This is a genomic window from Mycolicibacterium nivoides, from assembly GCF_003855255.1.
GTDB classification, from domain to species: Bacteria; Actinomycetota; Actinomycetes; order Mycobacteriales; family Mycobacteriaceae; genus Mycobacterium; species Mycobacterium nivoides.
In genome coordinates, this window is the sequence record NZ_CP034072.1 from 4,117,365 (window position 1) to 4,142,340 (window position 24,976).

The following is a 24,976-nucleotide window of genomic DNA, read 5'->3' on the forward strand; positions in this document are numbered from 1 at the left end:
TTTGTCGAGGGGGACGCTTCTGTGGGCGCGCTTGATGGCTTCTATTCGACGTGGAGCAAAGCCAAGGACACCTTCGGCGTAGGCACCCCCACCGACGGCAGCCAGTACAACGGCAGCAGCTCGCAGCTGCTGAAGATGAAGTCCTCGATCGAATCGGCCCAGCCTGACGACCGCTGGCAAGGCAAGGGCTCAGAGGCCTATGCCGCGGCCAACAAACAACATGCCGCCATCTACGAAAAGCTGGCTGACCTCGACAAGAAGATGGCCGCCGAAGTCACCAACGCAGCCAATGTCGTCACCAACGGGCGCAATCAACTCGACACCACGAAGTCCTGGGTCGACAGCGCAGTCAACTCACTGCCCAGTTCCCTCAGCGCCCAGGCTCGCGAGAAGAGCCTGATCCCGATCGCCAAGGAAGGCATCACCCAGGTCAACAACACCGTCAGCACCGCCAACGGGGACATGCTCAAGATCGGCTTCCGCGTCACCGACCTCAAGAATGCGTTTGATGAGCTCCAGAATCAGAAGCTCGGGCCGGGGGACGTGCTCAAGGCTGCCGGGGATCAGCCTGACGATAAGAAAAAAGAGCCTCAGCTCGATTCGAAGAACGGCCGCACAGACGCAGAGGCCCTTCAGAACGGCGCGGGCCGGCTACTTAGTCCTGAATACCGCGATCGACTCATTGAGGCTGGGACTCTATCCGAACAACAGTTGGCAGACTTGGCCGCGGGTAAAGACGTCATTGTTGGCGCGGACCGAATGGCATACCTATACCAATTGTCCCAAGGCCTCAATGGAATGTCTCCCGAGGACGTTAAGGCCATGTCCGCGAGCCTACCGCCAGACGAACAAAAGGCATTGGCCCAAGGCTTGGCAATCATCTCCAATCACCACGCATTGTCCGGTATCCCTAACTCCGAAGGGGTTACCGATGCCACGCGCGATAATTTCATACCCGCCGCAGGGAGCTTGATCAACCTTCCGGACGGGATCCATCAGGAACTATCGCGCGACGACAGGGTGGTGGTTCAACCCGGACATACGGTCGGGACGGGAACTATGTTCCCTACACATGTGCCCGAAAGCACCAAACTAAACGGCGTGGGCGCAATACAAGATATCTCAGACATCTTAAAGCCAGGTGATGGCAGATACTTCAACGGCAGCGAAGCAACAAAGTCGATGCTTGACGCATCGTCGCAGTATGCCAACGCAGACGCCAAGCACAACGCTACATCTGGAGACGCTCTGTCGCGGCCCAGTATTACTTCCGATCACCACGGTAAAGATCTACCCGGAGCCCTCGCCGATGTTATCCAAGTGTCAGGCAACGACCATGTCGGAGTGCACGACCTGAGTACCAATCCTTCTACGAGAGATAATTTCCTTCACGGACTCACCGCCGAGAAATGGAACGAGCATTCGGGCCAAGTCGGTGATGCTTTCCGTTGGACGGGTTCCGATCCGGGAAATCCCATCGCAGCGGAAACTGCCAATTCGGTTGCGCACTACCTCTCTGATAGCGCGGATGATCACCTGCGGCATATGCCAGGTGGCGGCTTCTTCGGCGAAGTCAATGGCGGATTACTTCAGGCCATGGCGGACGGTACCTCGCCATATTTGGCTCAACTAGCAGGCGCTGGTCCTGAATCAGGGTTCACGTCGCCCGGTATCGACGGATTCAACAAAGCTAGCGACATGAGCGCTCTGTTTTCCGTGTTCGATCAGGACCACACAGCGGGCACAGTCGCCAACAACGCCGCCTTGCAACAGAAGTTCTTCCTCGAAGTCAACGCCGCTGAACACGGCGATGTGCCAGGGAACAGCGTCGAGGTCGCTTCTCGTCTCAGCGAGGCAATGGCAAACGGCGCGACAGATGCAAAGAATGCAGGGATCGCAAACCACGCTTGGCAATTGCACGAGGACAACCAAAAGGCTGGGGTGATGTTCGACACTGTCTACGGCGGACTCACCGCCGTAGAAGGACTCGTGCCGGGCGGACAGATCCCCGCTGCCGTTCAAACAGTCCTGGGACCCATGTTCAAGGATCAACTACTGCCTGAAACCGATCCGACGACCGTGCATGGAGACGACTTCTTCACTAACCAGCTCAGCGAAAATAGGTTCAGCAATACAACGTCGAATTACGCTGTCGCCTTGCAGGGCTTGATAAATTCCCATCCAGAAATTGCACACGACGCAGCCTTGAAGGACCTTATGAACGGCGGCCATGTCGATCTCTACAACGTTGCCAACAAGAGCCTGAATGCGGATGACATACTCAGCGACTGGTTTGAGGCTAACGGCGCTCGTTACGGGTATGACCAAAGCACCTGGACGACTCAACGCCATGATGGCACAACGAATGACAACTGGAGTTATTGATGCGCACGTGCACAACCATGAAGCGCACAGTTGCGGCGCTACTGGCTATCTCAGTAATTAGCACCGGTTGTACGCAGCCAGAGCCCGCCGCACCCAATACCAGCCCAGCAACCTCGAGCGCCCCGAGCGCCCCGAGCGCTGATGACATCTTGCAATACTCCAACCGATGGATTCAGAATCCAAACATCGACCTGATGTCCCCAGAAGGGACCTTTGTCCGAGCTGCAGTGGAATCGCTCGACCGTGTCGGATACGGTCGCGGTACCGGAATTGAGGCGATTACAGATGCCGGCTATCCCGGATTTGCTCACGCCTTTAACAATGTTCGAAATCCCGACACATTCGGACTCCCTGGAGGTAAAGACCGGGATGAGGTTGGGACAATGTACTGGGAAGTAGTCGCAACGCACCGCAGCGGTGACCTAATTACTGCGGGAGTATGCGCCTACGGGTCGATGATCGCCGCAAAGGAATACGGCGGCGGCTACCGGAGTTCGGGACGTCAGCTCCCGGCAGGAAGTGCCAGATGGATCACGTTCGGGCCTGATCAAGCTCTGCCCGACATCAAACAGGTTTCACCGCCCTCAAACCAGCGAGGCCCACGACGCACCCCCGTAGACAACGTTTTCGGCACCTGGGTACTCGCGGATTACAAGGTTCTCGGCGCCGATACCGACCTACCCCAGTGCGGCAACACTCTCGCTCCAGGCACACCACCGGATGCGCCAAACGACTATTTCGTCCAATCCGAGCCGCTGCCGACGCTGCCGCCCGACCCGGGTTGGCCCGAGTCGTAATTGTCACGCGCCAAGCTGCAGGCGTGACTGACAGACGTGAAATGGTATGCGAGTCCCGCTAACCGCCGTCCCAACCGCGACACCAAGAGACCGCCTCGCGGTGAGAGATTCATTGGGGCGCGCATACGACGCGATTGCTTCCTCGCCCGCCAGCGGTGACGTGGACGTGTGTGGCGCGTCCAAGATCCATACCTGCCCCCCTAAACTGCTCGGACACGTGCAGGAGATCATGCACTCGGTCGCTGAATCGCCAAAGCCCGCACATGCGCTTGTTCGAGCGATCGGTTCCGCCGTGGTACTCGCCGCGTCGGTTTTCGTTGGGGCCTGTCACAGCCGTGACGAAATCGCACCGATGGAAACTTCGATGCACGACAACCCAATTCGCCATGCCCCCGAGCCCCTGACCAAACGCTTCCCTGAAATCGGTAAGCCGATCTCAGCCACCTGGATGAGCGGCACACTCGGCGCACAATCAGACAGCCGGGTCACGGTGCCTGGGCCCTCGGTTTACTGGATCGAAGCAATCATCGAACTTGAACCAGCCACTACAGACACGCTGCGGTCGAAGTACGCACCCACGGCAAGCGGCGAGACTCCGAACCTCAACGGCAATCTTCGGACCGAAGTACCTGCCGGCACGTATCTGACCAGCACGGCGTTGGATACCGCACTCAGCAACGACGATTGGCGGTCAATCGCTTATCTCCACAGCGGTTCACACACGCTCGTACTGCGGTCGGTCGACGATTGATTCGGGCCAGGTGCCAAGCTGGCAGGCATGACTGACGACGTACGCCAACAGGGCCTGCGGGTCCTCCAAGAGCTGGTTCCGCATCTGTCGGAGAAGAACGTCGAACCCGACGGGTCCTTCGGCGACGAGCTCCTGGCGATCGGCGTCGACAACGTCTTCGGCCGGCTGTGGAGCCGTGAGGGCCTGAGCCGGCGTGATCGCAGCCTGGTCACCATGGGCATCCTGATCGCCCTGCGGGCCACCGATGAGTTCGAGTCGCACGTCAGGATCGGCCTGCGAAACGGCCTCACCGAGGACGAGATCGCCGAGGTCATCTACCACTCCAGCGGCTATGCGGGCTTCCCGAACGCCAACACCGCGATGAAGGTGGCCAAGCAGGTAATCGAAGGGCCGGACTCGCTGTAGCCGCTCTCCGAACACCTACGCCGACTAGGGCAAAAAAATGGAGCCACCCAGGGGAATCGAACCCCTGACCTATTCATTACGAGTGAATTGCTCTACCGACTGAGCTAGGGTGGCACGCTCGGCGAACCGGGCGGCACGAGTCTACGGCAGGCCCCCGCTCAGACCCAACTCACCCGCGCAACGCCTGCCCGACGGTCGCCACCATGGCATCGACCGCGAACTTCGGCTTGACGTTGGTGGCCAGCGCTTCGCGGCATTCCAGGACCGCCTCGATGCAGCGCAGCAGCCGGTCCGGCGGCACATGCGCGGCCATGGCCTCCACTTTCTCGGCCATGTCCGGGTGATTGGCGGTCACCGCCGTGGCTCCCGATGAGACCAGAAGCGCATCGCGGAAATAGGTGGCGAGGTCGATCAGGGCCCGGTCGAGCGCGTCGCGTGAGGCCCGCGTCTGCCGGGACTTCTGCCGCCTCTCCAGCTCCTTGAGCGCACCGGCGGTGCCGCGAGTGGTGGTCGCGGTGCCTTTTCCGGTCCCGCCGGCGCCCAGGGCCGTCTTGAGCTCCTCGGTCTCGGTCTCGTTGCGCCCGGCGGTCAACGCCAGCGCTTCGGCCTCGGCGACGGCCACCATCTCCTCAGCGGCCGCGAATGCCCGCGCCGGGGTCGCGGCGTCCCGGGCCAGTCCCAACGCGCGTTTACGGCGCTCCCTGGCCTCCGGATCGGTCGCGAGCCGCCGGGCCCGGCCCACGTGCCCGCCGCTGACCGAGGCCGCCCAGCGAGCGTCTTCCTCGGGCAGCCCGTCACCGGAGATCAGCACGTCGGCGATGGCATCCACCGACGGCGTGGTCAGCGCGACGTGCCGGCACCGCGAGCGCAGCGTGATCGCGATGTCCTCCGGGTCCACCGATGGCGCGCACAGCAGGAACACCGTCGAGGCGGGCGGCTCCTCCACCACTTTCAGCAGCGCGTTGGCGGCGCCTTCGGTGAGCCGGTCGGCGTCCTCGATCACCACGATCTGCCAGCGCCCGGTCCCGGGCCGGCGCGATGCGATCTGGACGATCTCGCGCATCTCCTTGACGGCGATGGACAGCCCCTCGGGCACGATCCGCCGCACATCGGCGTGGGTGCCGGCCATCGTCGTGGTGCAGGCCCGGCATTCACCGCACCCCGGAGTCCCCTCGGACGTGCACTGCAGCGCCGCCGCGAAGCACAGCGCCGCGACCGAACGCCCCGATCCGGGCGGGCCGGTGATCAGCCAGGCATGTGTCATGGTCCCGACGGTGGTGCCACTGTGTGGTGAATCACCCCGGGCCGCCAAGGCGGCCGCCACCAGCTCCTGTTCCACCGCGTGCTGGCCAACCAGCCGCGTAAAAACCCCGCTCATCGCCCCCAACAGTAGTGGTCAAGCCGACACAACCACGTCACAGCAGGCGCTGAACGTCCCTGCGGCCCGATACGGTGAACGGGTGACCGCGGAGGCAATCCCTATGAGGCGAATCAACGCATTCGTCCGGTGGGTGGCGCGTACCCCGTGGCCGGTGTTCACGCTGGGCATGCTGCAGGCCGACATCATCGGCGCATTGTTCGTGCTGGGCTTCCTGCGCTTCGGTCTGCCGCCCGAGGACCGCATCCAGCTTCAGGATCTGCCGGTGTTCAACCTGGCGATCTTCCTGGGCTACCTGTTCGTGTCGTTCACCATCGGCGCTTACCTGGCCCTGCGGCTGCTGATCCCGGTCATCCGCTGGCAGCGCCGCGACACCCTGTTGTCCAAGTCGGACCCCAGAATGACCGAGCTGGCCCGCGTGCGGGCGCTCAAGATGCCCTTCTACCGCACCCTGATCAGCGTCACGAACTGGTTCCTCGGCTCGATCGTGTTCATCGTGGCCAGCTGGCCGGTTGCCAGTAAGTCCGCGCCCGTCGTCCTGGTCGCCACGGCCCTGGGTGCGACCGCCACCGCGATCATCGGCTACCTGCAGTCCGAGCGTGTGTTGCGGCCGGTCGCGGTCGCCGCGCTGCGCGGCGGGGTGCCGGAGAACTTCCGCGCCCCCGGGGTGATCCTGCGCCAGGTGCTCACCTGGGTGCTCTCGACGGGCGTGCCGGTCCTGGCCATCGTGCTGGCCCTGGTGGCCAGCAAGTTCTCGATCCTGACAGCATCCGCCGACCGGCTGATCACCCCGCTGTTGCTGCTGGCCATCGCCGCGCTGGTGATCGGGCTGTCCGGGACCATGCTGGTGGCGATGTCGATCGCCGACCCGCTGCGCCAGTTGCGCTGGGCACTGGGTGAGGTGCAGCGCGGCAACTACAACGCTCACATGCAGATCTACGACGCCAGCGAGCTGGGCCTGCTGCAGGCCGGGTTCAACGACATGGTGCGCGAGCTGGCCGAGCGGCAACGGTTGCGTGACCTGTTCGGCCGGTACGTGGGTGAGGACGTGGCCCGCCGTGCCCTGGAGCGCGGCACCGAGCTGGGCGGGCAGGAACGCGACGTGGCGGTGCTGTTCGTGGACCTGGTGGGCTCGACGCATCTGGCGTCGACCATCCCGGCCGGCGACGTGGTGAACCTGCTCAACGAGTTCTTCCGGGTCATCGTCGACACCGTCAACCGTCACGGCGGGTTCGTCAACAAGTTCCAGGGTGACGCGGCGCTGGCCATCTTCGGCGCCCCCATCGAGCATCCCGACGCCTCCGGCGGCGCGCTGGCCGCGTCCCGCGAACTACACGACGAGCTGCTCAGCGTGCTGGGCAGCGACACCGAGTTCGGTATCGGGGTCTCCGCCGGACGCGCGATCGCCGGCCATATCGGCGCTCAGGCCCGTTTCGAGTACACCGTGATCGGCGACCCGGTGAACGAGGCCGCGCGCCTCACCGAGCTCGCCAAGCTGGAGGAAGGCCACGTGCTGGCCTCGGCGATCGCCGTCAGCGGCGCACTCGATGCCGAGGCGCTGAGCTGGGACGTCGGCGAGATCGTCGAACTGCGCGGCCGCACGGTGCCCACCCAGTTGGCCCGCCCGATGAACCTGGTGCTGCCCCGCGACCTGGAGCGCCAGGCCGAGAGCGACGTCTCCAGCTAGAAGGCTAGGCCTTCTTGGCAGCGGCCTTCTTCGCGGGAGCCTTCTTGGCCGGCGCCTTCTTGGCAGTCTTCTTCGCGGCCTTCTTGACCGGCCCACGGGCCCGGCGATCGGCCAACAGTTCCGAGGCCCGCTCGTCGGTGATCGACTGCACGTCATCGCCCTTGCGCAGGCTGGCGTTGGTCTCACCGTCGGTGACGTAGGGACCGAATCGGCCGTCCTTGATCACCATCGGCTTGCCCGACGCCGGGTCGGTGCCCAGCTCACGCAGCGGCGGGGCCGCGGCGGCCTGGCGCCCGCGGCGTTTCGGCTCGGCGTAGATCTTCAGCGCCTCGTCGAGGGTGATGGTGAACATCTGTTCCTCGGTGGCCAGCGAGCGAGAGTCGGTGCCGCGCTTGAGGTATGGGCCGTAGCGGCCGTTCTGTGCGGTGATCTCCTCGTTGTTCGACGGGTCGACGCCGACCACCCGCGGCAACGACAGCAGCTTGAGCGCGTCGTCGAGCGTCACCGTCTCCAGATCCATTGAGCGCAAGAGCGATCCGGTGCGCGGCTTGGGGCCGGTCGGCTTCTTGCCCTTCTTGGCCGTCGTCCCGGCATCCGGCTCCTCCGGCGGCTCGGGGAGGATCTCCGTCACGTAGGGACCGAATCGTCCGTCCTTGGCGACGATTTCGTGTCCCGACACGGGGTCGACGCCCAGCACCCGGCCCTCTTGTGGTGTGGCGAAAGCCTTTTCGGCCAACTCCAGGGTCAGCTCATCGGGAGTCAGCTCATCCTTGAGGTTGGCGCGCTGCGGCTTGAGCTCGCCGGGATTGTCCGGATCAGCGATCATCCGCTCCAGGTACGGACCGTTGCGGCCCACCCGGACCACCACAGCGCGACCTTCTTCATCGTCAAAGAGCTTGATGGAGTTGACTTCTCGCGCGTCGATGCCTTCGAGGTTGCCGCCGACGAGATGCTTGAGCCCACCGGCGCGGGCGATCGAGCCCTCAACGCCGTGCTCGCCGCCGAAGTAGAAGTTCGACAGCCAGTTGGTGCGCTGCTCCTGGCCATTGGCGATCTCGTCGAGCTCGTCTTCCATGGCCGCGGTGAAGTCGTAGTCCACCAGGCGGCCGAAGTGCTGCTCCAGCAGCCCGACGACGGCGAAGGCGACCCAGGACGGCACCAGCGCGCTGCCCTTCTTCTGCACGTAGCCGCGGTCCTGGATGGTCTTGATGATCGAGCTGTAGGTCGACGGACGGCCGATGCCCAGCTCTTCGAGGGCCTTGATCAGCGAGGCCTCGGTGTAGCGGGCCGGTGGGCTGGTCTGGTGGCCGTCGGCGGTCAGATCGGCGGCGTCGACGCGCTGCCCCTGGGTCAGGTTCGGCAGGCGGCTCTCGGCGTCGTCGGACTCACCGCCGGCCAGTTCGTCGATGCTCTCGACGTAGGCCTTGAGGAAGCCCGGGAACGTGATGGTGCGACCGGAGGCGTTGAAGACGACCTGCTCGCCACCCGCCGCGGTGCCTGCGATGCGCAGCGACAGCGTCGTACCGCGCGCGTCGGCCATCTGCGAAGCCACGGTGCGCTGCCAGATCAGCTCGTAGAGCCGGAACTCGTCGGTATCCAGCTGCGCGTGCAGCTGGCCCGGGGTCTGGAACACGTCACCGGCGGGGCGGATCGCCTCGTGCGCCTCTTGGGCGTTCTTGACCTTGCGGGTGTACTGCCGCGGCGTCGGGTGCACGTACTCCGAGCCGTACAGCTGGCCGGCCTGGTTACGCGCGGCGTTGATGGCCGACTCCGACAGCGTGGTCGAGTCGGTACGCATGTAGGTGATGTAGCCGTTCTCGTACAGCCGCTGCGCGATGCTCATGGTGCGCTCCGAGGAGAACCGCAGCTTGCGGGCGGCCTCCTGTTGCAGCGTCGACGTCATGAACGGCGCGTACGGCTTGCGCGTGTACGGCTTCTGCTCGACGGAGCTGACGGCCAACTGGGCACCGCGCAGCCCGGCGGCCAGGGCCCCGGCACTGGCCTCGTCGAGCACGAGCACCTCGTCGGGCTTCTTCAGCTGGCCCAGCGAGTCGAAGTCACGACCGGCGGCGACGCGGCGGCCGTCGACGGTGTTGAGCTTGGCGGTGAACCGCGGCGGGGTGGCCTGCGGATCGGAGACAGATGCGTCCAACTCGGCGCTGACGTCCCAGTAGCCGGCGCTGCGGAACGCCATGCGCTCCCGTTCGCGCTGCACGATGATGCGCGTGGCCACCGACTGCACGCGGCCTGCCGAGAGCTTCGGCGCGACCTTCTTCCACAGCACGGGAGACACTTCGTAGCCGTAGAGCCGGTCGAGGATACGGCGGGTTTCCTGCGCGTCGACCAGCGCGATGTCCAGGTCACGCGGGTTTTCCGCGGCGGCGCGGATGGCGGGCTCGGTGATCTCGTGGAACACCATCCGCCGGACCGGCACCTTGGGCTTCAGCGTCTCCAGCAGATGCCAGGCGATCGCCTCACCCTCGCGGTCACCGTCCGTTGCGAGGTAGAGCTCGTCAACACCCTTGAGCAGGTCTTTGAGCTCGGTGACGGTGCTCTTCTTGTCGGGGCTGACGATATAGAGCGGTTCGAAGTTGTCGTCGACGTTGACCCCGAGGCGCGCCCACGGCTCGGATTTGTACTTGGCCGGCACGTCGGCGGCATTGCGCGGCAGGTCACGAATGTGTCCGCGGGAGGATTCGACCACGTAATTGGAGCCCAGGTAGCCAGCTATCTTGCGCGCCTTTGTCGGCGACTCCACAATCACGAGTCGCCGGACATTTCCCTTGCTACCGCTGCCGCTATCGCCAGCCAACTGTGCTTACGCTCCACTTCTTTAGTTGCCGCGCCACGCCCGGCAACTGACAATTTCGCATTACGCGCGAGCCTACGCAAACCGGCTCTCCGCGTGTGCACCATTAAATACGTGGCCAATGCGCCAACGCCGCCGCCTCCCCGGGTGGTTCCCCTACGTTCTCCACCAGGCGCGATAAGCGACGCCGCCCACTGATCCGCAGGGCTGGATGTGAGCCCCTGGTCCCGATCAATGTCGGGGCGATCCCCACCCGCATCATGGCCGCGGCCAGCACGGCGTGGGTATCGGGAGCATGTGGGTCCAGTCCCAGCAGGTAGCGGTCGTCGGCCTCGGGCGTGCCCGCCGCCAGCGTCCAGGCCCGCAACTCACGGGCACCGGGCAGCCATCCGGCCGGCACCGTCTTGACCGCACCCCTGGTCCACTCCCCCGCGATCAGCATCAACTGCGGATCCAGCGCGGTGCGCACCAGCGGATTGTTCTCGTCGGTCCGGGAGATCTCCGACACCAGGCCGGCCTCGCTGATCATCTCGGCCAGACCGTTGGCGCGCCACAGCTCGTCGACGACCACCGAAATCCGGGCCGCCTGCTGGCCGCCGTGGCTCGCCAGCACAACCTGCCCTGGCCCGGCGAGAACCCCGGTCAGGTCGGCCACCGCGGGCGGCACCGACTCGGCCGAGAAGAAGGACAGCTGGCTCACGAATCGACACTAAGCCAGCGCGGCCCGCAAAAACGAGAACACCCCCGCGGTGTCCGATGCGGACTCACACGGGGGTGTCTCTTTGGGTTTGTTTGGCTCAGATGGCCCGAACACCCGTGGCCTGCGGCCCCTTGGGGCTCTGGCCGACCTCGAACTCAACCTTCTGGTTCTCCTCCAGGGTGCGGAATCCGCTGCCCTGGATTTCCGTGTAGTGGACAAACACGTCAGCCGAGCCGTCCTCCGGAGCAATGAAGCCGAAGCCCTTCTCCGCGTTGAACCACTTCACAGTTCCCTGTGGCATCTTTTGTTCTTTCCTTCTCTTTTCAACCGGGTGCGGTCCACCGACTTCCGATGTACCGGGCCCGTTCCGACCGCCATACCTTCGTGGAGTCGCCCGGAACTTAGACCCGACCTACAACCCTCGCAGGAACCGCGATCGCAACGACGATCCTGCGAGTGCGAGTACAAACACAGAAGCTGCGACCGTGATCAGTCAATCATGTCGAAGGCTGCTGCGACAGTCTCGGGATGCGGCGCGTGGTGAACAATTCGTTTACAAATCCGAGCCGATGTCGGCGGGGTAGATCGCAGGAGGACCAGTGGTGCTCGATCAGGGGTCAGATTTCGGCCGTGAGCTGCTGGCTTGCGCTGTCGACGGCACCCCTTCCGGCGAAAATCCGCTACGCCATGTCGCGGATATCCCTCCGCGACAGGGCAAACCACATGAGTGGCCGCAATGGGCCCATTCGGAGGTCGTCCAGGCGTTGGTCGACCGCGGGATCGCCGCGCCGTGGTCGCACCAACTCGCCGCCGCCGAGTTGGCCCACGACGGGCGGCATGTGGTCGTGTCCACCGGAACCGCGTCGGGCAAGTCCCTGGCCTATCAACTGCCGATCCTGACGGCGTTGGCCGAGGATCGGCAGGCGCGGGTGCTGTACCTGTCCCCGACGAAGGCGCTCGGCCATGACCAGCTGCGCACGGCACAGAGCCTCACCGAAACCGTCGCCGCACTGCGCGACGTGGCGCCCGCACCGTATGACGGGGACAGCGCGACCGAAGTGCGCCGGTTCGCCCGGGAACGCTCACGGTGGATCTTCTCCAATCCGGACATGATCCATCTGTCGCTGTTGCGCAACCACGCGCGCTGGGCGGTGTTCCTGCGTCACCTCAAGTTCATCGTGATCGACGAATGCCATTATTACCGTGGCATTTTCGGTTCGAATGTGGCCATGGTGCTGCGCCGGCTCCTGCGGTTGTGCGAGCGCTATTCCCCTGACCATTCCGGGCCGACCGTGATTTTCGCGAGTGCCACCACGGCGTCACCGGCCGAGACCGCCGCCGAGTTGATCGGTCAGACGGTCGCCGAGGTGACCGAGGACGGCTCCCCGCAGGGCGCACGCACGATCGCGCTGTGGGAGCCGGCCCTGCTGGACGACCTCACCGGCGAGAACGGCGCGCCGGTGCGACGTTCGGCCGGTGCCGAGGCCGCGCGGGTGATGGCCGACCTGATGACCGAGGGCGCGCGCACCCTGACCTTTGTCCGGTCCCGCCGCGGCGCGGAGCTCACCGCACTCGGAACCCGGGCCCGGCTGGAGGACACCGCACCCGAGCTTGCGGATCTGGTGGCGTCCTACCGGGCCGGTTATCTCGCCGAAGACCGCCGCGAGCTCGAACACGCACTGGCCGACGGACGACTGCGCGGTCTGGCCACCACCAACGCGCTGGAGCTCGGCATCGACATCGCCGGGCTGGATGCGGTGGTACTGGCCGGGTTTCCCGGTACCGTCACCTCGTTCTGGCAGCAGGCCGGCCGGTCCGGCCGACGTGGGCAGGGCGCGCTGATCGTGCTGATCGCGCGCGATGACCCCCTGGACACCTATCTCGTGCACCATCCGGCGGCGCTGTTGGACAAGCCGATCGAGCGGGTGGTGATCGACCCGACGAATCCGCATGTGCTGGGCCCGCAATTGCTCTGTGCCGCAGCCGAGCTGCCGCTGACCGAGGCCGAGGTCCGGCTGTGGAACGCCGATGCAGTCGCCGAGACCCTGGTCGACGACGGGTTGTTGCGCAAGCGTCCGGGCGGCTACTTCCCCGCTCCCGGGGTGGATCCGCACCCGGCCGTCGACATTCGCGGATCCAGCGGCGGCCAGATCGCGATCCTGGAGGCCGATACGGGCCGGATGCTGGGCAGCACCGGCGCGGGCCGGGCAGCGGCATCTCTGCATCCCGGCGCGGTGTATCTGCACCAGGGCGAGACCTACCTCGTCGACTCACTGTCTTTCGAGGACGGTGTGGCGTTCGTGTACGCGGCCGACCCCGGGTACAGCACGTTCGCCAGGGAGCTCACCGACATATCGGTCACCGGGCCCGGCGAGCGCAGGACGTTCGGCCCGGTCACCGTGGGTCTGGTTCCGGTTTCGGTGACCAACACCGTGGTCGGCTACCTGCGCCGCCGCATCGACGGCGAAGTCATCGATTTCGTGGAACTGGACATGCCGCCGAGCACGCTGGACACCATGGCGGTGATGTGCACCATCACCCCGGAAGCCTTACAAGACAGCGGCATTGACCCTCTTGCGGTGCCGGGGAGCCTGCATGCCGCCGAACACGCCTCGATCGGTCTGCTGCCGCTGGTGGCCAGCTGCGACCGCGGCGACATCGGCGGGGTCTCGACGGCTGTCGGACCGGTGGACGGTCTGCCGTCGATCTTCGTCTACGACGGTTATCCGGGCGGTGCCGGCTTCGCAGACCGCGGATTCCGCAATCTGGGTACGTGGTGGGGCGCGACGGCCGATGCGATCGAGGCCTGTGAGTGCCCGCAGGGTTGCCCCTCGTGCGTGCAGTCACCGAAGTGCGGCAACGGCAACGACCCGTTGGACAAAACGGGTGCAATGAAAGTGCTCCGCCTGGTGCTCGGCGCGCTGAGTACTTCCTCAGCGTGATCCCCCGACCGCGTTGACGACCGACCCCTCGACGGCCGACTACGCGGATCGACAACTACGTGGCTGCATTCGGCCACGCCGAACACACAGACGTTGCGACGAACGGTCGGACAACGCGATCCGTTCCCAATCCCGGAGGCCGGGCGCAGTGGCAAATTACGTGAACTCACTCATGTTTGCAACCCGACAGACGGTACTTCCGGAAACCCGTGACCGTAATCCGCAGTTTTCCGGTGCGGATTCCGTCGCCCTCGGCGTGACGGCAGCTATGGGCAGCGCCGGTAAAATGCCGCGCATGACCCACGACTGGCTGCTCGTGGAGACACTGGGTAGCGAGCCTGTTGTGGTCGCACGAGGTCTGCAGACAAAGAACCTCGTCCCGATCAGTGTGTTTCTGCGCCGAAATCCGCACCTGATGGCAATTCAGAGTGCCATCAGGGAAACCGTGCAGGCCGGCCAGGGCCTCAGCAGCATCACACCCAAGAACGACCGCGTAATCCGCACCGAGGTGGTGCGGATGTCCGACGGACACATCCACGGGGTGCATGTCTGGATCGGGCCGGCCGATGCCGAACCGCCGCAACGGCCGGTTCCCGGCCCGCTGGTCTGGGATCTGACCGCGGGCGTGGCCACCGACACCGCCGAATCCCTGCACAACAGCGGCATGAACCCGGAGACCGAAGCCACGCACGACCGGACGTTCGCCGACGACCTGCCTGCCCGCGACCTCAACGGCACTGAGGCCAAGGTGCTGGCCATGACGATCAAGCCGGTGGTGGGCAACACCTTGTGCACCACCTGGGACGTCACCGATCATCGCGGGGAGACGATCACCGTGGGTTTCGTGGCCCGGGTGGTCACAGAACCGCACGACGACGGCTCCGACCGGCTGATCTGCCGGGCGATGAACTGGCGCAGTGAGCGCGAGACTCCCGTTGTCCGCCCGGATAACCTGGCGCAACGCATCCTCGACGGGCTCGCCCGGCCCGGCGTGCACCGGGCCCTGGTCGGCCTCGATGACTGGAAGCTGCTCAAGTGGCTCGACGAGCCCGCACCGTTCTTCGACTGGCGTAACCGCGACGGCGGGCCGGCCCGCATCCACCCGGCCGACGCCCGGCACATGGCCCGGATGACCACCGATTTCTCCGGCGGCGTCACCTCCGCCGTGCTGCGGATGCGCGCCGAGGACGGCGGCTGGCAACCGGTGCACATGACCATCAACCGGATCGAACTCGACGACGACACCTTCGCGGGGCTGATCGCCCTTCGGCTTCCGACCGACGACGAAGTCACCGCGGCAGATCTCGACGAACTCGACTAACCGGCCAACTCGGCTAGCCGGCGACCTCCACCGGCCCCGCGCGCGCGACCGCCCGGGCCGGACCAACTCCCCAACGACCGAGGCGGACCGGAACCGAAACCTCCAGCACCACATCGAGGCCGTCGATCCGGCAGTCCGCGAGAGCCGCCCGCATTCGGGCGGCAACCTGCGTGGCCTGTCGGCACGCCGCATCCGGACCGGACACCACCGCGCCCGCGGCGCCCAGGGCGGCCAGGTCCGCCGCGGCCTGCGCCCGGTGCCGGGCCGTCACCGCGGCACCGAGATAGGCGCCGCCGGCCGCGAACACGACCACCATGGCGATCATGGCCGCGGCCAGCAGCGTGGCCGATCCCCGCTCACCCGACGCCGGGTTCGGTGACTGCTGCCGCCTCGGCGGACACCGTGAACCCCGGCACCGCCGTGGCCGCACTGACCCGAGCCACCACCAAGCCGCCGTCCTGCCCGACGTGCACCACCGCGCCGGACGGGGCGACCCGGCGAGCGGCCGCCGCTGCCGCCTCACCCTCTCCGCGGGCCGCCAGGCGGGCGGCTTCGCGCGCGGCGTCGATGCAGCGGATCTGCATGCCCACCGCGCTGAGGCCGCCCACGCACAACACCAGGACCGCCACCAGCGATGCGATCGCGAAGGCGGCCTCGACGGTGACCGCGCCCCGGTCATCTAGACGTTGGTGTTCAGCGCCCGGCTGATGATGTTGGTCAGCGCGCTCACGATCGAGTCCCCGGTGACCACGGTGTACAGGATCGCCCCGAACGCCGCCGCGGCGATGGTGCCGATCGCGTACTCGACGGTGGACATCCCCGACTCGTCGAGCATCAACAGCGCCGCCTTGGCGTTCACCCTCCGAATCATGTTTCCTGCCATGGCCTTTCCTTCCTTTGCGATGTGTGTTCACAACAGACCCGAACCCAGCACGTCGCCGGCAAGGCCGGCGACCACAGGTATGACGCCCAGACACAGAAACGCCGGCAGATGGCACAGCCCCAGCGGGCCGGCCACCAGCACCGAGGCGCGTTCTGCCACCGCGTCGGCGGAGGTGGCGGCGTCGTGCCGGGTCTGGGCGGCCAGCTCGGCCACCCCGTCGGCCAAGGCGCTGCCGGAGGCGGCCGACCGGCGGGCCAAACGCAACAGGGCTTCGGCGTTCTTGTCCTTGGGCGCTGCAACATCTCCTGTGGCCCAGGCCGTGGCCGGGTCCGCCCCGAGTGCCAGGAGTTCGGCCGCGCGACGCAGCAGCGACGCCAGTGCCGGTGGAGCTGACGGGGTTACGGCCGCAGCCGCGGTCGACACCGCCATCCCGGCCGCCAGGCAGGCAGCGAACAGGTCGAACGTCGAGGCCGCGCCGAGCGGATCGTCAGCCCGCACCGGGCGCAGGCGTGCGCGAACGACTGGTCGGGGCGCGGCGCGGGCCCGCACACGGGCCGGATCTGCACCGACGAGCAGGGCGGCGGCGAGAAACACTGCTGCCCAGCTCATCTCAGGGTCCGTTCGGTGATCCGATCCGACCACATCAGCCCGGCACAGGCCAGCAGGACTCCGATGACCAGCAGCCAGCCACCCGCTCCCGCACCGCACAGGAACGCCAACGGCCGCGCCCCGATCAATTGACCCAGCGCAATCCCGGCCACCGGCAGCCCGGCGAGCACCGCCGCCGTCGCCCGCGGGCCGGCCATCGCCGCCTCGACATGCGAGGAAAAGCGTTCACGCTCAACGATGTCGCGTTGCGCGGTGCGCATCAGGGTGGCGATCGAGAGCCCATGCACGTGGGCCAGGCGCCAACACGCCGCGAGCCGTTCCCAGTGCATCGGCAACCGGGACGTTGCCGCAACATCATCCAGACCGGCCGCGACGTCGGCGCCCAGGCGCGCGCGAGCGGCCACGGCACTCATGCCCTGGCGCACCGAGCCGGAGATCTCGCCGGCCGCGGTGCCGAAAGCACTGACCGGGTGGGCTCCGGTGCGGAGTTCACCGACCAACACGTCCAGGGCGGCCTGCAGTGCCGCGGATTCCTGTTGTCGCCGAAGCCGGACAGCGCGGTGTCTGCGGCGTATCGCCACGGTTCCGGACACCACCGCCCCGGCGAGGGCGACCGGCAGCGGAACCAGCCAGGCCACAACGACTCCCACCACCACGATCGGTGTTGCCCGCACTCGACGCCGCCCCGGTGGGTCTGCTCTCCGCAGCGCGGCCGCCCGTCGGGGCGTGGCCGGCCACAGCAGAAGCGCGGCCGCCAGTGCCAGCGCGCTCGCTGTCACGACGCCGCCCGCTGTTCGATGAGGGCATCGAGAGTCTGCGCTCCGCAACCCAATCCACTGTCGGCATGCCATGCCGTCACCACCTCGAGATCGCCCCGGGTGGCTCGGCGCAGCACCGCGATCTCGACGAGCCTGCGCTGCCCGGCGCCGTCACGGCCGACGTGCAGGAGGACCTGCACGGCCGCCGCGAGCTGACTGACCAACGCGAAGCGGTCCAAGCCGCCGAGCGCACCGAGGGCCTCCAATCGAGCCGGTACCTCGGCCGGACTGTTGGCGTGCACGGTGCCCGCCCCGCCGTCGTGCCCGGTGTTGAGCGCGGCCAGCAGATCCACTACTTCGGCCCCACGAACCTCCCCGACGACGATCCGGTCCGGGCGCATCCGCAAGGCCTGCCTGACCAGGTCGCGCACCGTGATCTCACCGATGCCCTCGACGTTGGCACCCCGGGCCACCAGCTTGACCAGATGCGGGTGGGAGGGGGCCAATTCGGCGGCGTCCTCGACACACACGATGCGTTCATGGGCGGGGACGGCACCGAGCGCTGCGGCCAGGAGGGTCGTCTTGCCGCAGCCGGTGCCGCCCGAGATCAGGAAAGCCAGCCGGGCCCGGATGATCGCGCGCACCAGGTCGGCGGCCTGCGGCGGGATCGCCCCGGACCGGGAGAGGCTGTCGAGATTCTGCGTGGCCGGGCGCAACACCCGCAGGGACAGGCAGGTGCCCGCGGCGGCGACGGGAGGCAACACCGCATGCAGACGCACGGTGAACGGGCCGATGCCGGTGAGCTGACCGTCCACCCAGGGCTGCGCCTCGTCGAGCCGCCGCCCGGCCAACAGCGCCAACCGCTGTGCCAGTCGGCGGACCGCGGCTTCGTCAGGGAAACGTACTGTGCTGCGGTGCAATCCGTTGCCGTCGTCCACCCACACCGCGTCAGGTGCGGTGACGAGCACGTCGGTGGTCGTCGGGGCGCACAGCAGTGGCTCCAGGGCACCGGCACCGGTCAGTTCGGTCTCGAGCAGCCGTAGGTTGCTCAGCACCTCGGTATCGCCGAGCAGTCCGCCGGACTCAGCCCGGATTGCCGCGGCGACCGCACCCGGATTCAGTGGAGCGGCCTCAGCCGCGAGCCGTTCGCGGACCCGGTCGATCAGTGAGGCGCTCATGCCGCCTCCTGCACGGGATGACCGGCCAGGACCGCGAGCACCCGGCGCGCTGCCGCGCCCAACGGCGACCGCGGGCGCACCCGTAACCCGCCACGTTCCAGGACCTCCGCGATCCCGGCCTGTGCGCGCATCGCGGCCAGTATCGGCAGGTCCACGATGCGGGCCACCTCGGCCGCCCGCAGCCCGCCCGGCGACGGACCCCGCACCACGACACCGGCATTCGGGTTGCAGGCCAGCACCCACGGTCGCGCGGCTGCCGCCGCAGTGCACGACCGCACGTCGGCCGGTGTCACCAGGACCACCAGATCGGCGGCATCCAAAGCGGTTTCGGCCGCTTCGGTGGCACGTCGCGGCACATCGCACACGACCGTGACGCCACCGCGGCACCCCGCGTCGATGACGGCACCCAGCGGCCCGGCCTCGATATCGGCACCCGAGCGTCCGCTGGAGAGCACGCTGACCCCGTCACGACAGGGCAGCGCGTCGCGCAGCGCCGGATAGCCCAACCGACCGCCCTGCAGCGCCAGATCCGGCCACCGCAGGCCGGCCAGATCCTCACTGCCGGCCACCAGGTCGATCCCTCCGCTCCACGGGTCGGCGTCGACCAGCAGCGCGGACGGCGCAGATTGCGCCAGTGCCACCGCGAACACCGACGCCCCGGCGCCTCCTCTGGCACCCAGTACCGCCACTGCGGGACCTCGGCCCGCCTCGTCGTGAGAGGCGGCTTCGGACAGAGCAGCGACCAGCTCGGCGTCCTGTCCAGGAAGCGTCACCAGGTGTTGCGCGCCGATCGCGATGGCGGCCTGCCAGTCATCCGGCCGCGGGGCGTCGCTGCCTACCAAGATCACCCTGGTGCGCCTGGGCAGCGCCCGCGCGGCGCATCGCTGCGCGGACGGGGCATCGAGTACGACCGCGGCAGCCGCCATCCAAGCCTTCCGTCCCGAGGGTTCGTCGACGACGACGAGACCGACGCCGGCGGCAGCGGCCACCCGGGACACATCGTCACGCAGCAGTGGGTCGCCGACCAGTGCCAGCACCGTGCCGGTCGGGGTGATCGTGGGGTTCGGGACGGCCATATGCCCACCCTGCGGGCAACCACGGACTGGGCACCATCACCAATTCACGGATTGTGGATGAAGCGCGCGCTGGGGATGAACCACGGTCCGCGAACGTACCGCCGAGTTCAGGTGAAAATACGGTTCCGCAACCAATGCGGCCAGACGGCCAAGGATTCTTCCCCTGAAAAAGGGACGACCCCCGCCAGGGGGGGAGGAGGCGGAGGTCGTCGTGTATCAGCCCCGGGGGGTCGGGCTGATACACCCTCGGCATAAGCCGAGTAATGCTCACTATACACACGGAACTGCCAAAACATGCAAGAGACACCTGTGCGGGCTACCCAGCGGGTTTGCGTCGTCACCGCCCGGAAGAATGTGTCGTGAACTGCCATTTTGCGTCACCGGTCAGATAGCGGGGTGCACGTGCCTCTATGCTGGCGCTTGTGACCGCTTCCGATCGGGCTGCCGGGGAATTGATCGCACAGCAATCCGGGCCACACGACGGTCGACCAGTGCGTACGGCGGCCTTCTTCGACCTCGACAAGACCGTCATCGCCAAGTCCAGCACCCTTGCTTTCAGCAAACCTTTCTTCAACCAGGGCCTGCTGAACCGCCGCACCGTTCTCAAGTCGACGTACGCCCAGTTTCTGTTCCTGATGTCGGGCGCCGACCACGACCAGATGGATCGGATGCGCAGTTACATCACCAACATGTGCACCGGTTGGGATGTCGAACAGGTCAAGTCGATCGTCGGCGAGACCTTGCACGACATCGTCGACCCCCTGGTGTTCGCCGAGGCAGCCGAGCTGATCGCCGACCACAAGCTGTGCGGCCGCGACGTCGTGGTGGTGTCGGCTTCGGGCGAGGAAATCGTCGCGCCGATCGCAAGGGCACTGGGTGCCACCCACGCGATGGCCACCCGCATGGTGGTCGAGGAGGGCCGCTACACCGGCGACATCGCCTTCTACTGCTTCGGCGAGGGCAAGGTCGAGGCGATCCGCGCCCTGGCCGCCCGCGAGGGCTACGCACTGGACCACTGCTACGCCTATTCGGATTCGATCACCGACGTCCCGATGCTCGAATCCGTGGGTCACCCCACCGCGGTCAACCCGGACCGGGGACTGCGCAAGGAGGCCGCCTCCCGCGGCTGGCCGGTGCTGACATTCACCAGGCCGGTGTCCTTACGCGACCGGCTTCCGGCGCCGTCCGGAGCCGCGGTGGCCACCACCGCGGCCGTTGGGATCAGCGCTCTTGCGGCGGGCGCACTGACATATTCACTCCTGCGCCGCTTCACTTCCTGACCTACCGGATGCAGTAGCTGACACCCCGGCGTAACGATCAGAAGTCGGGTGCATTTCACCCTTGCTGTGACCGTGGTCACGTAGTACAAAGGAACCACGGAAGCTTGGATGAGGCCAAGAGTTAGCCGGAAGAGAAGGCTAGATCTCCCGAACCAGGCTCCCCAGCACGGGTCCCGGCACCCACGCGGAGCACATGCCGCGGAATAGGCAAAAGTGTTGCGGGCCTGCGTGATTGCGAAGAGCGGACGGCTACGACGGCCCTTTGGGTAGGGTTGCAGCCGAAGCGCATTGCAAGGACGCCGAGGCCACCCACGCAACCCATCTGGCACGCTTGGTAACCGGTATCCGTGCTAGCGGGCGACGAGCCGAAACTCGTTTCGGAACGTCGCCCGCTTTCGTTTGCTGAGAACCCTCTGACCGGGAGCGTCAGCCCGCTGCCGACTGGGCGATCTGCAACGCTTCCCGCGCTCCGCCCTTCAGTGCCTCGCTACTGAGCAGCAGCCATGCGGTCAGCCCGTCGGGCGTACCCGAGGCGAATCCCCGTGCGGCAGCCCGGTACTCCCCTGACTTCCGCATCCAGTGCACCTCGGGAACCCCGAGCCCGTGCGGATCCAGCCCGCTGGCGATGGTCACCAGGCGTGAGACCGCGCGGGCCACGACGCCGTCGGCGGTGCCGAACGGAGCCAGACTGAGTAGTTCGCCGTGGGCGACGGCGGCCAGGACCGGAGCGGGCACCTTGGAACCGCCGGCCAGGATCTCCGTCAGCAGCTCGAGGCGGCGGCCGACGTCGGGGTCGGTCCGCGGCCGGCCCAGGTGCTCTTCGTCGGTGAGGTCGGCGGCGGCCAGGGCGTGCAGCCGGGCCAGCGCCTGCATCGGGGCGCGCTGCCACACGCCGACCAGCGCGGTGGCGCCGCCTTCGAGTGCCTCGGCGACACGGATGGCGCCCGCCGTGACCGGATCGGGTTCACCGTCGGCGGACAGCTGGACGGCCCCGCCGTCGAGCACCGCCGAGGCCCGAGCCGCACGCAACGCCGCTTCGGCCGCGGTCTGCGGCCAGCCGCGCAGGTTGAACTTGTGTCGATGCGCCCGGCCCAGGGCCTCACGCGCCTCGTCACTGGCCGCAGAAACACCGGGCAGGTCGACCAGCGGTGCGAGTGGATCGGTCATAGGGCCAAACGCTAGCCGACCGCTGAACGCCGTCTCGCCGACCGTTGGGCGCATCAGGACAGCCGCCCGGCAACCGCCTTGTGAGCTCCCAACGCCGCTGCAACCTTTGGTGACTAGGCTCACACCCATGTCAAACGCGCCAGCGACGTCTACCGAAGTTCCGTCAGCCTATCCGCCGCCTGCCGATTTCGCGGCCAACGCCAACGCGACGGGCGAGTTGTACGCAGAGGCCGAGAGGGACCGGCTGGCGTTCTGGGCCGCCCAGGCCAACCGGCTGAGCTGGCAGACCCCGTTCAGCGAGGTGCTCGACTGGTCGCAGGCACCGTTCGCGAAGTGGTTCGTGGGCGGCAAGCTCAACGTCGCCTACAACTGTGTGGACCGTCATGTCGAGGCGGGCAACGGCGACCGGGTCGCGATCCACTGGGTGGGGGAACCGGTCGGCCCCGATCCTGCCCATGCCCGCGACATCACCTACGCCCAGCTCAAGGACGAGGTCAGCAAGGCCGCCAATGCGCTGGCCGCGCTCGGCCTGACCGCCGGCGACCGTGTCGCCATCTACATGCCGATGGTGCCCGAGGCGATCGTGGCGATGCTGGCCTGCGCCCGCCTGGGCGCCATGCACAGTGTCGTCTTCGCGGGCTTCTCGGCCAGTGCGCTCAAGGCCCGCGTCGAGGACGCCGCGGCCAAGCTCGTCATCACCACCGACGGCCAGTACCGGCGCGGCAAGGCGGCCTCACTCAAGGACGCGGTTGACGAAGCGGTCTCCGATCAGCCGTCGGTCGAGCATGTTCTGGTGGTGCGGCGCACCGGAATCGACGTGAACTGGACCGACGGCCGTGACCTGTGGTGGCACGAGACCGTCGATAACGCCTCCACCGAGCACACCCCGGAAGCCTTCGACTCCGAGCAGCCGCTGTTTTTGCTGTACACCTCGGGCACCACCGGCAAGCCCAAGGGCATCGTGCACACCTCGGGCGGTTACCTCACCCAGGCGGCCTACACCCACTACAACGTCTTCGACCTCAAACCCGAGACCGACGTGTACTGGTGCACCGCCGACATCGGCTGGGTCACCGGGCACACCTACATCACCTACGGCCCGCTGGCCAACGGCGCCACCCAGGTGGTCTACGAGGGCACCCCCACCTCGCCCACCGAGCACCGCCACTTCGAGATCATCGAAAAGTATGGCGTCACAATTTATTACACCGCGCCCACGCTGATCCGCACCTTCATGAAGCTGGGCCGCCAGATCCCGGCCGAGCACAACCTGTCGAGCCTGCGGCTGCTGGGCTCGGTCGGCGAGCCGATCAACCCCGAGGCCTGGCGCTGGTACCGGGAAGCCATCGGCGCCAACAAGACTCCGATCGTGGACACCTGGTGGCAGACCGAGACCGGGGCCATCATGATCTCCCCGCTGCCCGGTGTCACCGCGGCCAAGCCCGGCTCGGCGATGACGCCGCTGCCCGGCATCTCGGCCAAGATCGTCGACGACGACGGCAACGAGCTGGTGCCCGGCGCCGACGAAGCCGAACACGTCACCGGTTACCTGGTGCTGGACCAGCCGTGGCCGTCGATGCTGCGCGGCATCTGGGGCGACCCGGAGCGCTTCAAGGAGACCTACTGGTCGCGCTTCGCCGAGCAGGGCTGGTACTTCGCCGGTGACGGCGCCCGCTATGACGCGCAAGGCAACATCTGGGTACTGGGCCGCATCGACGATGTCATGAACATCTCCGGGCACCGCATCTCGACCGCCGAGGTGGAGTCGGCCCTGGTCGGGCACTCCGGGGTGGCCGAGGCCGCAGTGGTCGGCGCCAGCGACGACACCACCGGCCAGGCCATCTGCGCGTTCGTGATCCTGAAGGCGTCCGCGCACGGAGGCGCCGAGAACATGATCGACGAACTGCGCGCCCAGGTGGCCACCGAGATCTCCCCGATCGCCAAGCCGCGGGAGATCCACGTGGTGCCCGAGCTGCCCAAGACCCGCAGCGGCAAGATCATGCGCCGGTTGCTGCGCGACGTGGCCGAGGGCCGCGAGCTCGGTGACACCTCGACACTGGTCGACCCCAGCGTGTTCGAGGCGATCCGCGCCAGCAAGTAAGACGTCCGCCTAACCGACCGGGACGAAACCCGTTCCCGGTCGGTTCTTGGCGGTGATGTCGGCCAGCTGCGTGTTGAACGACATGGTCACGGCCGGCGTGTGCAGGGGCACGAACTTCACCACGCAGGTCGGCAATTCCTCGGTGTAGGCGCCGTGGAGCATGCCGACCAGCCGGTTGTTGACCGTGACGGGCGCGCCCGAGTCACCGGGCTGGCCGCAGACCTGGTTGACGATCGTGCCCGGGTCCTGTCCGGGACCCCAGGTAACACCGCACGAAGACCCCGTCGTGCGGCCCAGTTTGCAGGCGATGTCGCCGAACACCGGGTCCGGCCCGAGTCCGTCGATCTGGAATCCGTTCACGTTGTTGGTCGGAGTCACCTTGGCCGGATCGAACTGGATGACGGCGTAGTCCAGCAGATCGTTGCCGGCGACCATCGTGCCCACCACCCCGGCGCTCGGAGCACCTTCGGCTGACACCACGGCGCCGGGACCCCCGCAGTGCGCCGACGTGAAACCGATGAGGCGGCCGGCGCTGTCGTGCCCGATCGTGGTGAGCGTGCAGAACGCATCGCCGTTGACCACGATGCCCGATCCGCCGCCCAGGACCACCGGCGGATCAGCAAGCGCCGGGGCCGGGGTCAGCATCGCCACCACGGCGATGATCGGTGCGCCAATGAGCCACTGCCAGCGGCGTCTGCTCGTCAAGTGTCCTCCGATCGACGCGCCCGACCCGCGCAACTCAAGAATGC

General features: G+C 66.9%; 21 protein-coding genes and 1 tRNA gene. 8 read left to right on the plus strand and 14 right to left on the minus strand.

All coding sequences use genetic code 11. The features are described from left to right. Positions 1-21: 21 nt before the first annotated feature. The 3 genes from EH231_RS34115 to EH231_RS20095 all read left to right on the plus strand — a co-directional run bounded on the left by EH231_RS34115 (position 22) and on the right by EH231_RS20095 (position 4,338). Positions 22-2,385: a TPR repeat domain-containing protein gene (locus EH231_RS34115; protein WP_206429603.1), complete on the plus strand. Its 2,364-nt coding sequence runs from the start codon at positions 22-24 to the stop codon at positions 2,383-2,385. Between the two features lie 1,014 nt (positions 2,386-3,399). Beyond that, the gene (locus EH231_RS20090) at positions 3,400-3,933 is read left to right on the plus strand and encodes a hypothetical protein (RefSeq protein WP_124713159.1); all 534 of its coding nucleotides are present in this window, start codon (positions 3,400-3,402) and stop codon (positions 3,931-3,933) included. Positions 3,934-3,960: 27 nt separating this feature from the next. After that, positions 3,961-4,338 (plus strand): carboxymuconolactone decarboxylase family protein, encoded by a 378-nt coding sequence (locus tag EH231_RS20095; protein WP_124713160.1) that lies wholly within the window; start codon positions 3,961-3,963, stop codon positions 4,336-4,338. A gap of 38 nt (positions 4,339-4,376) precedes the next feature. Here the strand turns inward: EH231_RS20095 and EH231_RS20100 are convergent. Both EH231_RS20100 and EH231_RS20105 read right to left on the minus strand, forming a co-directional pair. Next, positions 4,377-4,452, minus strand: a tRNA-Thr gene (locus tag EH231_RS20100). A 55-nt stretch (positions 4,453-4,507) separates the two neighbouring features. Continuing rightward, positions 4,508-5,716, minus strand: coding sequence for a DNA polymerase III subunit delta' (locus EH231_RS20105; RefSeq protein WP_090430354.1), 1,209 nt, complete (start codon positions 5,714-5,716; stop codon positions 4,508-4,510). Between the two features lie 82 nt (positions 5,717-5,798). On the opposite strand from EH231_RS20105, the gene EH231_RS20110 reads away from it, so the two are divergent. Next, positions 5,799-7,403, plus strand: coding sequence for an adenylate/guanylate cyclase domain-containing protein (locus EH231_RS20110; protein WP_090430352.1), 1,605 nt, complete (start codon positions 5,799-5,801; stop codon positions 7,401-7,403). A gap of 4 nt (positions 7,404-7,407) precedes the next feature. Here the strand turns inward: EH231_RS20110 and topA are convergent, their stop codons facing one another. From topA to EH231_RS20125, 3 genes are all read right to left on the minus strand, one after another. Further along, positions 7,408-10,215 carry a type I DNA topoisomerase gene (gene topA, locus EH231_RS20115; protein ID WP_090430350.1) on the minus strand — a complete coding sequence of 936 codons (2,808 nt, stop codon included), beginning with the start codon at positions 10,213-10,215 and terminating at the stop codon, positions 7,408-7,410. Positions 10,216-10,318: 103 nt separating this feature from the next. Then, positions 10,319-10,912: a hypothetical protein gene (locus EH231_RS20120; RefSeq protein ID WP_090430349.1), complete on the minus strand. Its 594-nt coding sequence runs from the start codon at positions 10,910-10,912 to the stop codon at positions 10,319-10,321. Positions 10,913-11,009: 97 nt separating this feature from the next. Beyond that, positions 11,010-11,213, minus strand: coding sequence for a cold-shock protein (locus EH231_RS20125; protein ID WP_003882601.1), 204 nt, complete (start codon positions 11,211-11,213; stop codon positions 11,010-11,012). A gap of 301 nt (positions 11,214-11,514) precedes the next feature. Between EH231_RS20125 and EH231_RS20130 the strand changes: the two genes are divergently transcribed. Together EH231_RS20130 and EH231_RS20135 are read left to right on the plus strand one after the other, a co-directional pair. Continuing rightward, the gene (locus EH231_RS20130) at positions 11,515-13,854 is read left to right on the plus strand and encodes a DNA 3'-5' helicase SftH (RefSeq protein ID WP_124714337.1); all 2,340 of its coding nucleotides are present in this window, start codon (positions 11,515-11,517) and stop codon (positions 13,852-13,854) included. Between the two features lie 295 nt (positions 13,855-14,149). Next, the gene (locus EH231_RS20135) at positions 14,150-15,175 is read left to right on the plus strand and encodes a PAS domain-containing protein (protein WP_090430837.1); all 1,026 of its coding nucleotides are present in this window, start codon (positions 14,150-14,152) and stop codon (positions 15,173-15,175) included. Positions 15,176-15,188: 13 nt separating this feature from the next. On the opposite strand, the gene EH231_RS34355 is transcribed toward EH231_RS20135, so the two are convergent. The 7 genes from EH231_RS34355 to ssd all read right to left on the minus strand — a co-directional run bounded on the left by EH231_RS34355 (position 15,189) and on the right by ssd (position 19,679). After that, positions 15,189-15,500, minus strand: a complete 312-nt coding sequence (locus EH231_RS34355) for an Rv3654c family TadE-like protein (protein ID WP_338134340.1) — start codon at positions 15,498-15,500, stop codon at positions 15,189-15,191. A 31-nt stretch (positions 15,501-15,531) separates the two neighbouring features. Beyond that, entirely contained in the window at positions 15,532-15,783 is a 252-nt protein-coding gene (locus tag EH231_RS34360) for a TadE family type IV pilus minor pilin (protein ID WP_241177776.1), read from the minus strand. Positions 15,784-15,854: 71 nt separating this feature from the next. Then, on the minus strand, positions 15,855-16,058 hold the full coding sequence (locus EH231_RS20145) for a DUF4244 domain-containing protein (protein ID WP_090430343.1): 204 nt from the start codon (positions 16,056-16,058) through the stop codon (positions 15,855-15,857). Between the two features lie 27 nt (positions 16,059-16,085). Beyond that, positions 16,086-16,667, minus strand: coding sequence for a type II secretion system F family protein (locus EH231_RS20150; RefSeq protein WP_124713162.1), 582 nt, complete (start codon positions 16,665-16,667; stop codon positions 16,086-16,088). Then, a complete protein-coding gene (locus tag EH231_RS20155; protein ID WP_124713163.1) occupies positions 16,664-17,446 on the minus strand; it encodes a type II secretion system F family protein in 783 nt (260 codons plus the stop codon). Before EH231_RS20155 ends, EH231_RS20150 begins: the two co-directional genes overlap by 4 nt. Beyond that, complete coding sequence (locus tag EH231_RS20160) at positions 17,443-18,603, minus strand: TadA family conjugal transfer-associated ATPase (RefSeq protein WP_124713164.1); 1,161 nt, start codon at positions 18,601-18,603, stop codon at positions 17,443-17,445. The genes EH231_RS20155 and EH231_RS20160 overlap by 4 nt, the downstream gene beginning before the upstream one ends. Then, positions 18,600-19,679 carry a septum site-determining protein Ssd gene (gene ssd / locus EH231_RS20165; protein WP_124713165.1) on the minus strand — a complete coding sequence of 360 codons (1,080 nt, stop codon included), beginning with the start codon at positions 19,677-19,679 and terminating at the stop codon, positions 18,600-18,602. The genes EH231_RS20160 and ssd overlap by 4 nt, the downstream gene beginning before the upstream one ends. Positions 19,680-20,101: 422 nt before the next feature. On the opposite strand from ssd, the gene EH231_RS20175 reads away from it, so the two are divergent. Then, positions 20,102-20,959 (plus strand): HAD-IB family hydrolase, encoded by an 858-nt coding sequence (locus EH231_RS20175; protein WP_409545306.1) that lies wholly within the window; start codon positions 20,102-20,104, stop codon positions 20,957-20,959. Positions 20,960-21,385: 426 nt separating this feature from the next. Here the strand turns inward: EH231_RS20175 and EH231_RS20185 are convergent, their stop codons facing one another. Continuing rightward, complete coding sequence (locus EH231_RS20185) at positions 21,386-22,126, minus strand: Fic family protein (RefSeq protein ID WP_090430331.1); 741 nt, start codon at positions 22,124-22,126, stop codon at positions 21,386-21,388. A 127-nt stretch (positions 22,127-22,253) separates the two neighbouring features. Here EH231_RS20185 and acs point away from each other — a divergent pair, with 127 nt between their 5' ends. Then, positions 22,254-24,227, plus strand: coding sequence for an acetate--CoA ligase (acs, locus tag EH231_RS20190; RefSeq protein ID WP_124713166.1), 1,974 nt, complete (start codon positions 22,254-22,256; stop codon positions 24,225-24,227). Between the two features lie 9 nt (positions 24,228-24,236). Here acs and EH231_RS20195 read toward each other — a convergent pair whose 3' ends face one another. Continuing rightward, positions 24,237-24,872 carry a S1 family peptidase gene (locus EH231_RS20195; protein ID WP_090430836.1) on the minus strand — a complete coding sequence of 212 codons (636 nt, stop codon included), beginning with the start codon at positions 24,870-24,872 and terminating at the stop codon, positions 24,237-24,239. Between the last annotated feature and the right edge of the window lie 104 nt (positions 24,873-24,976).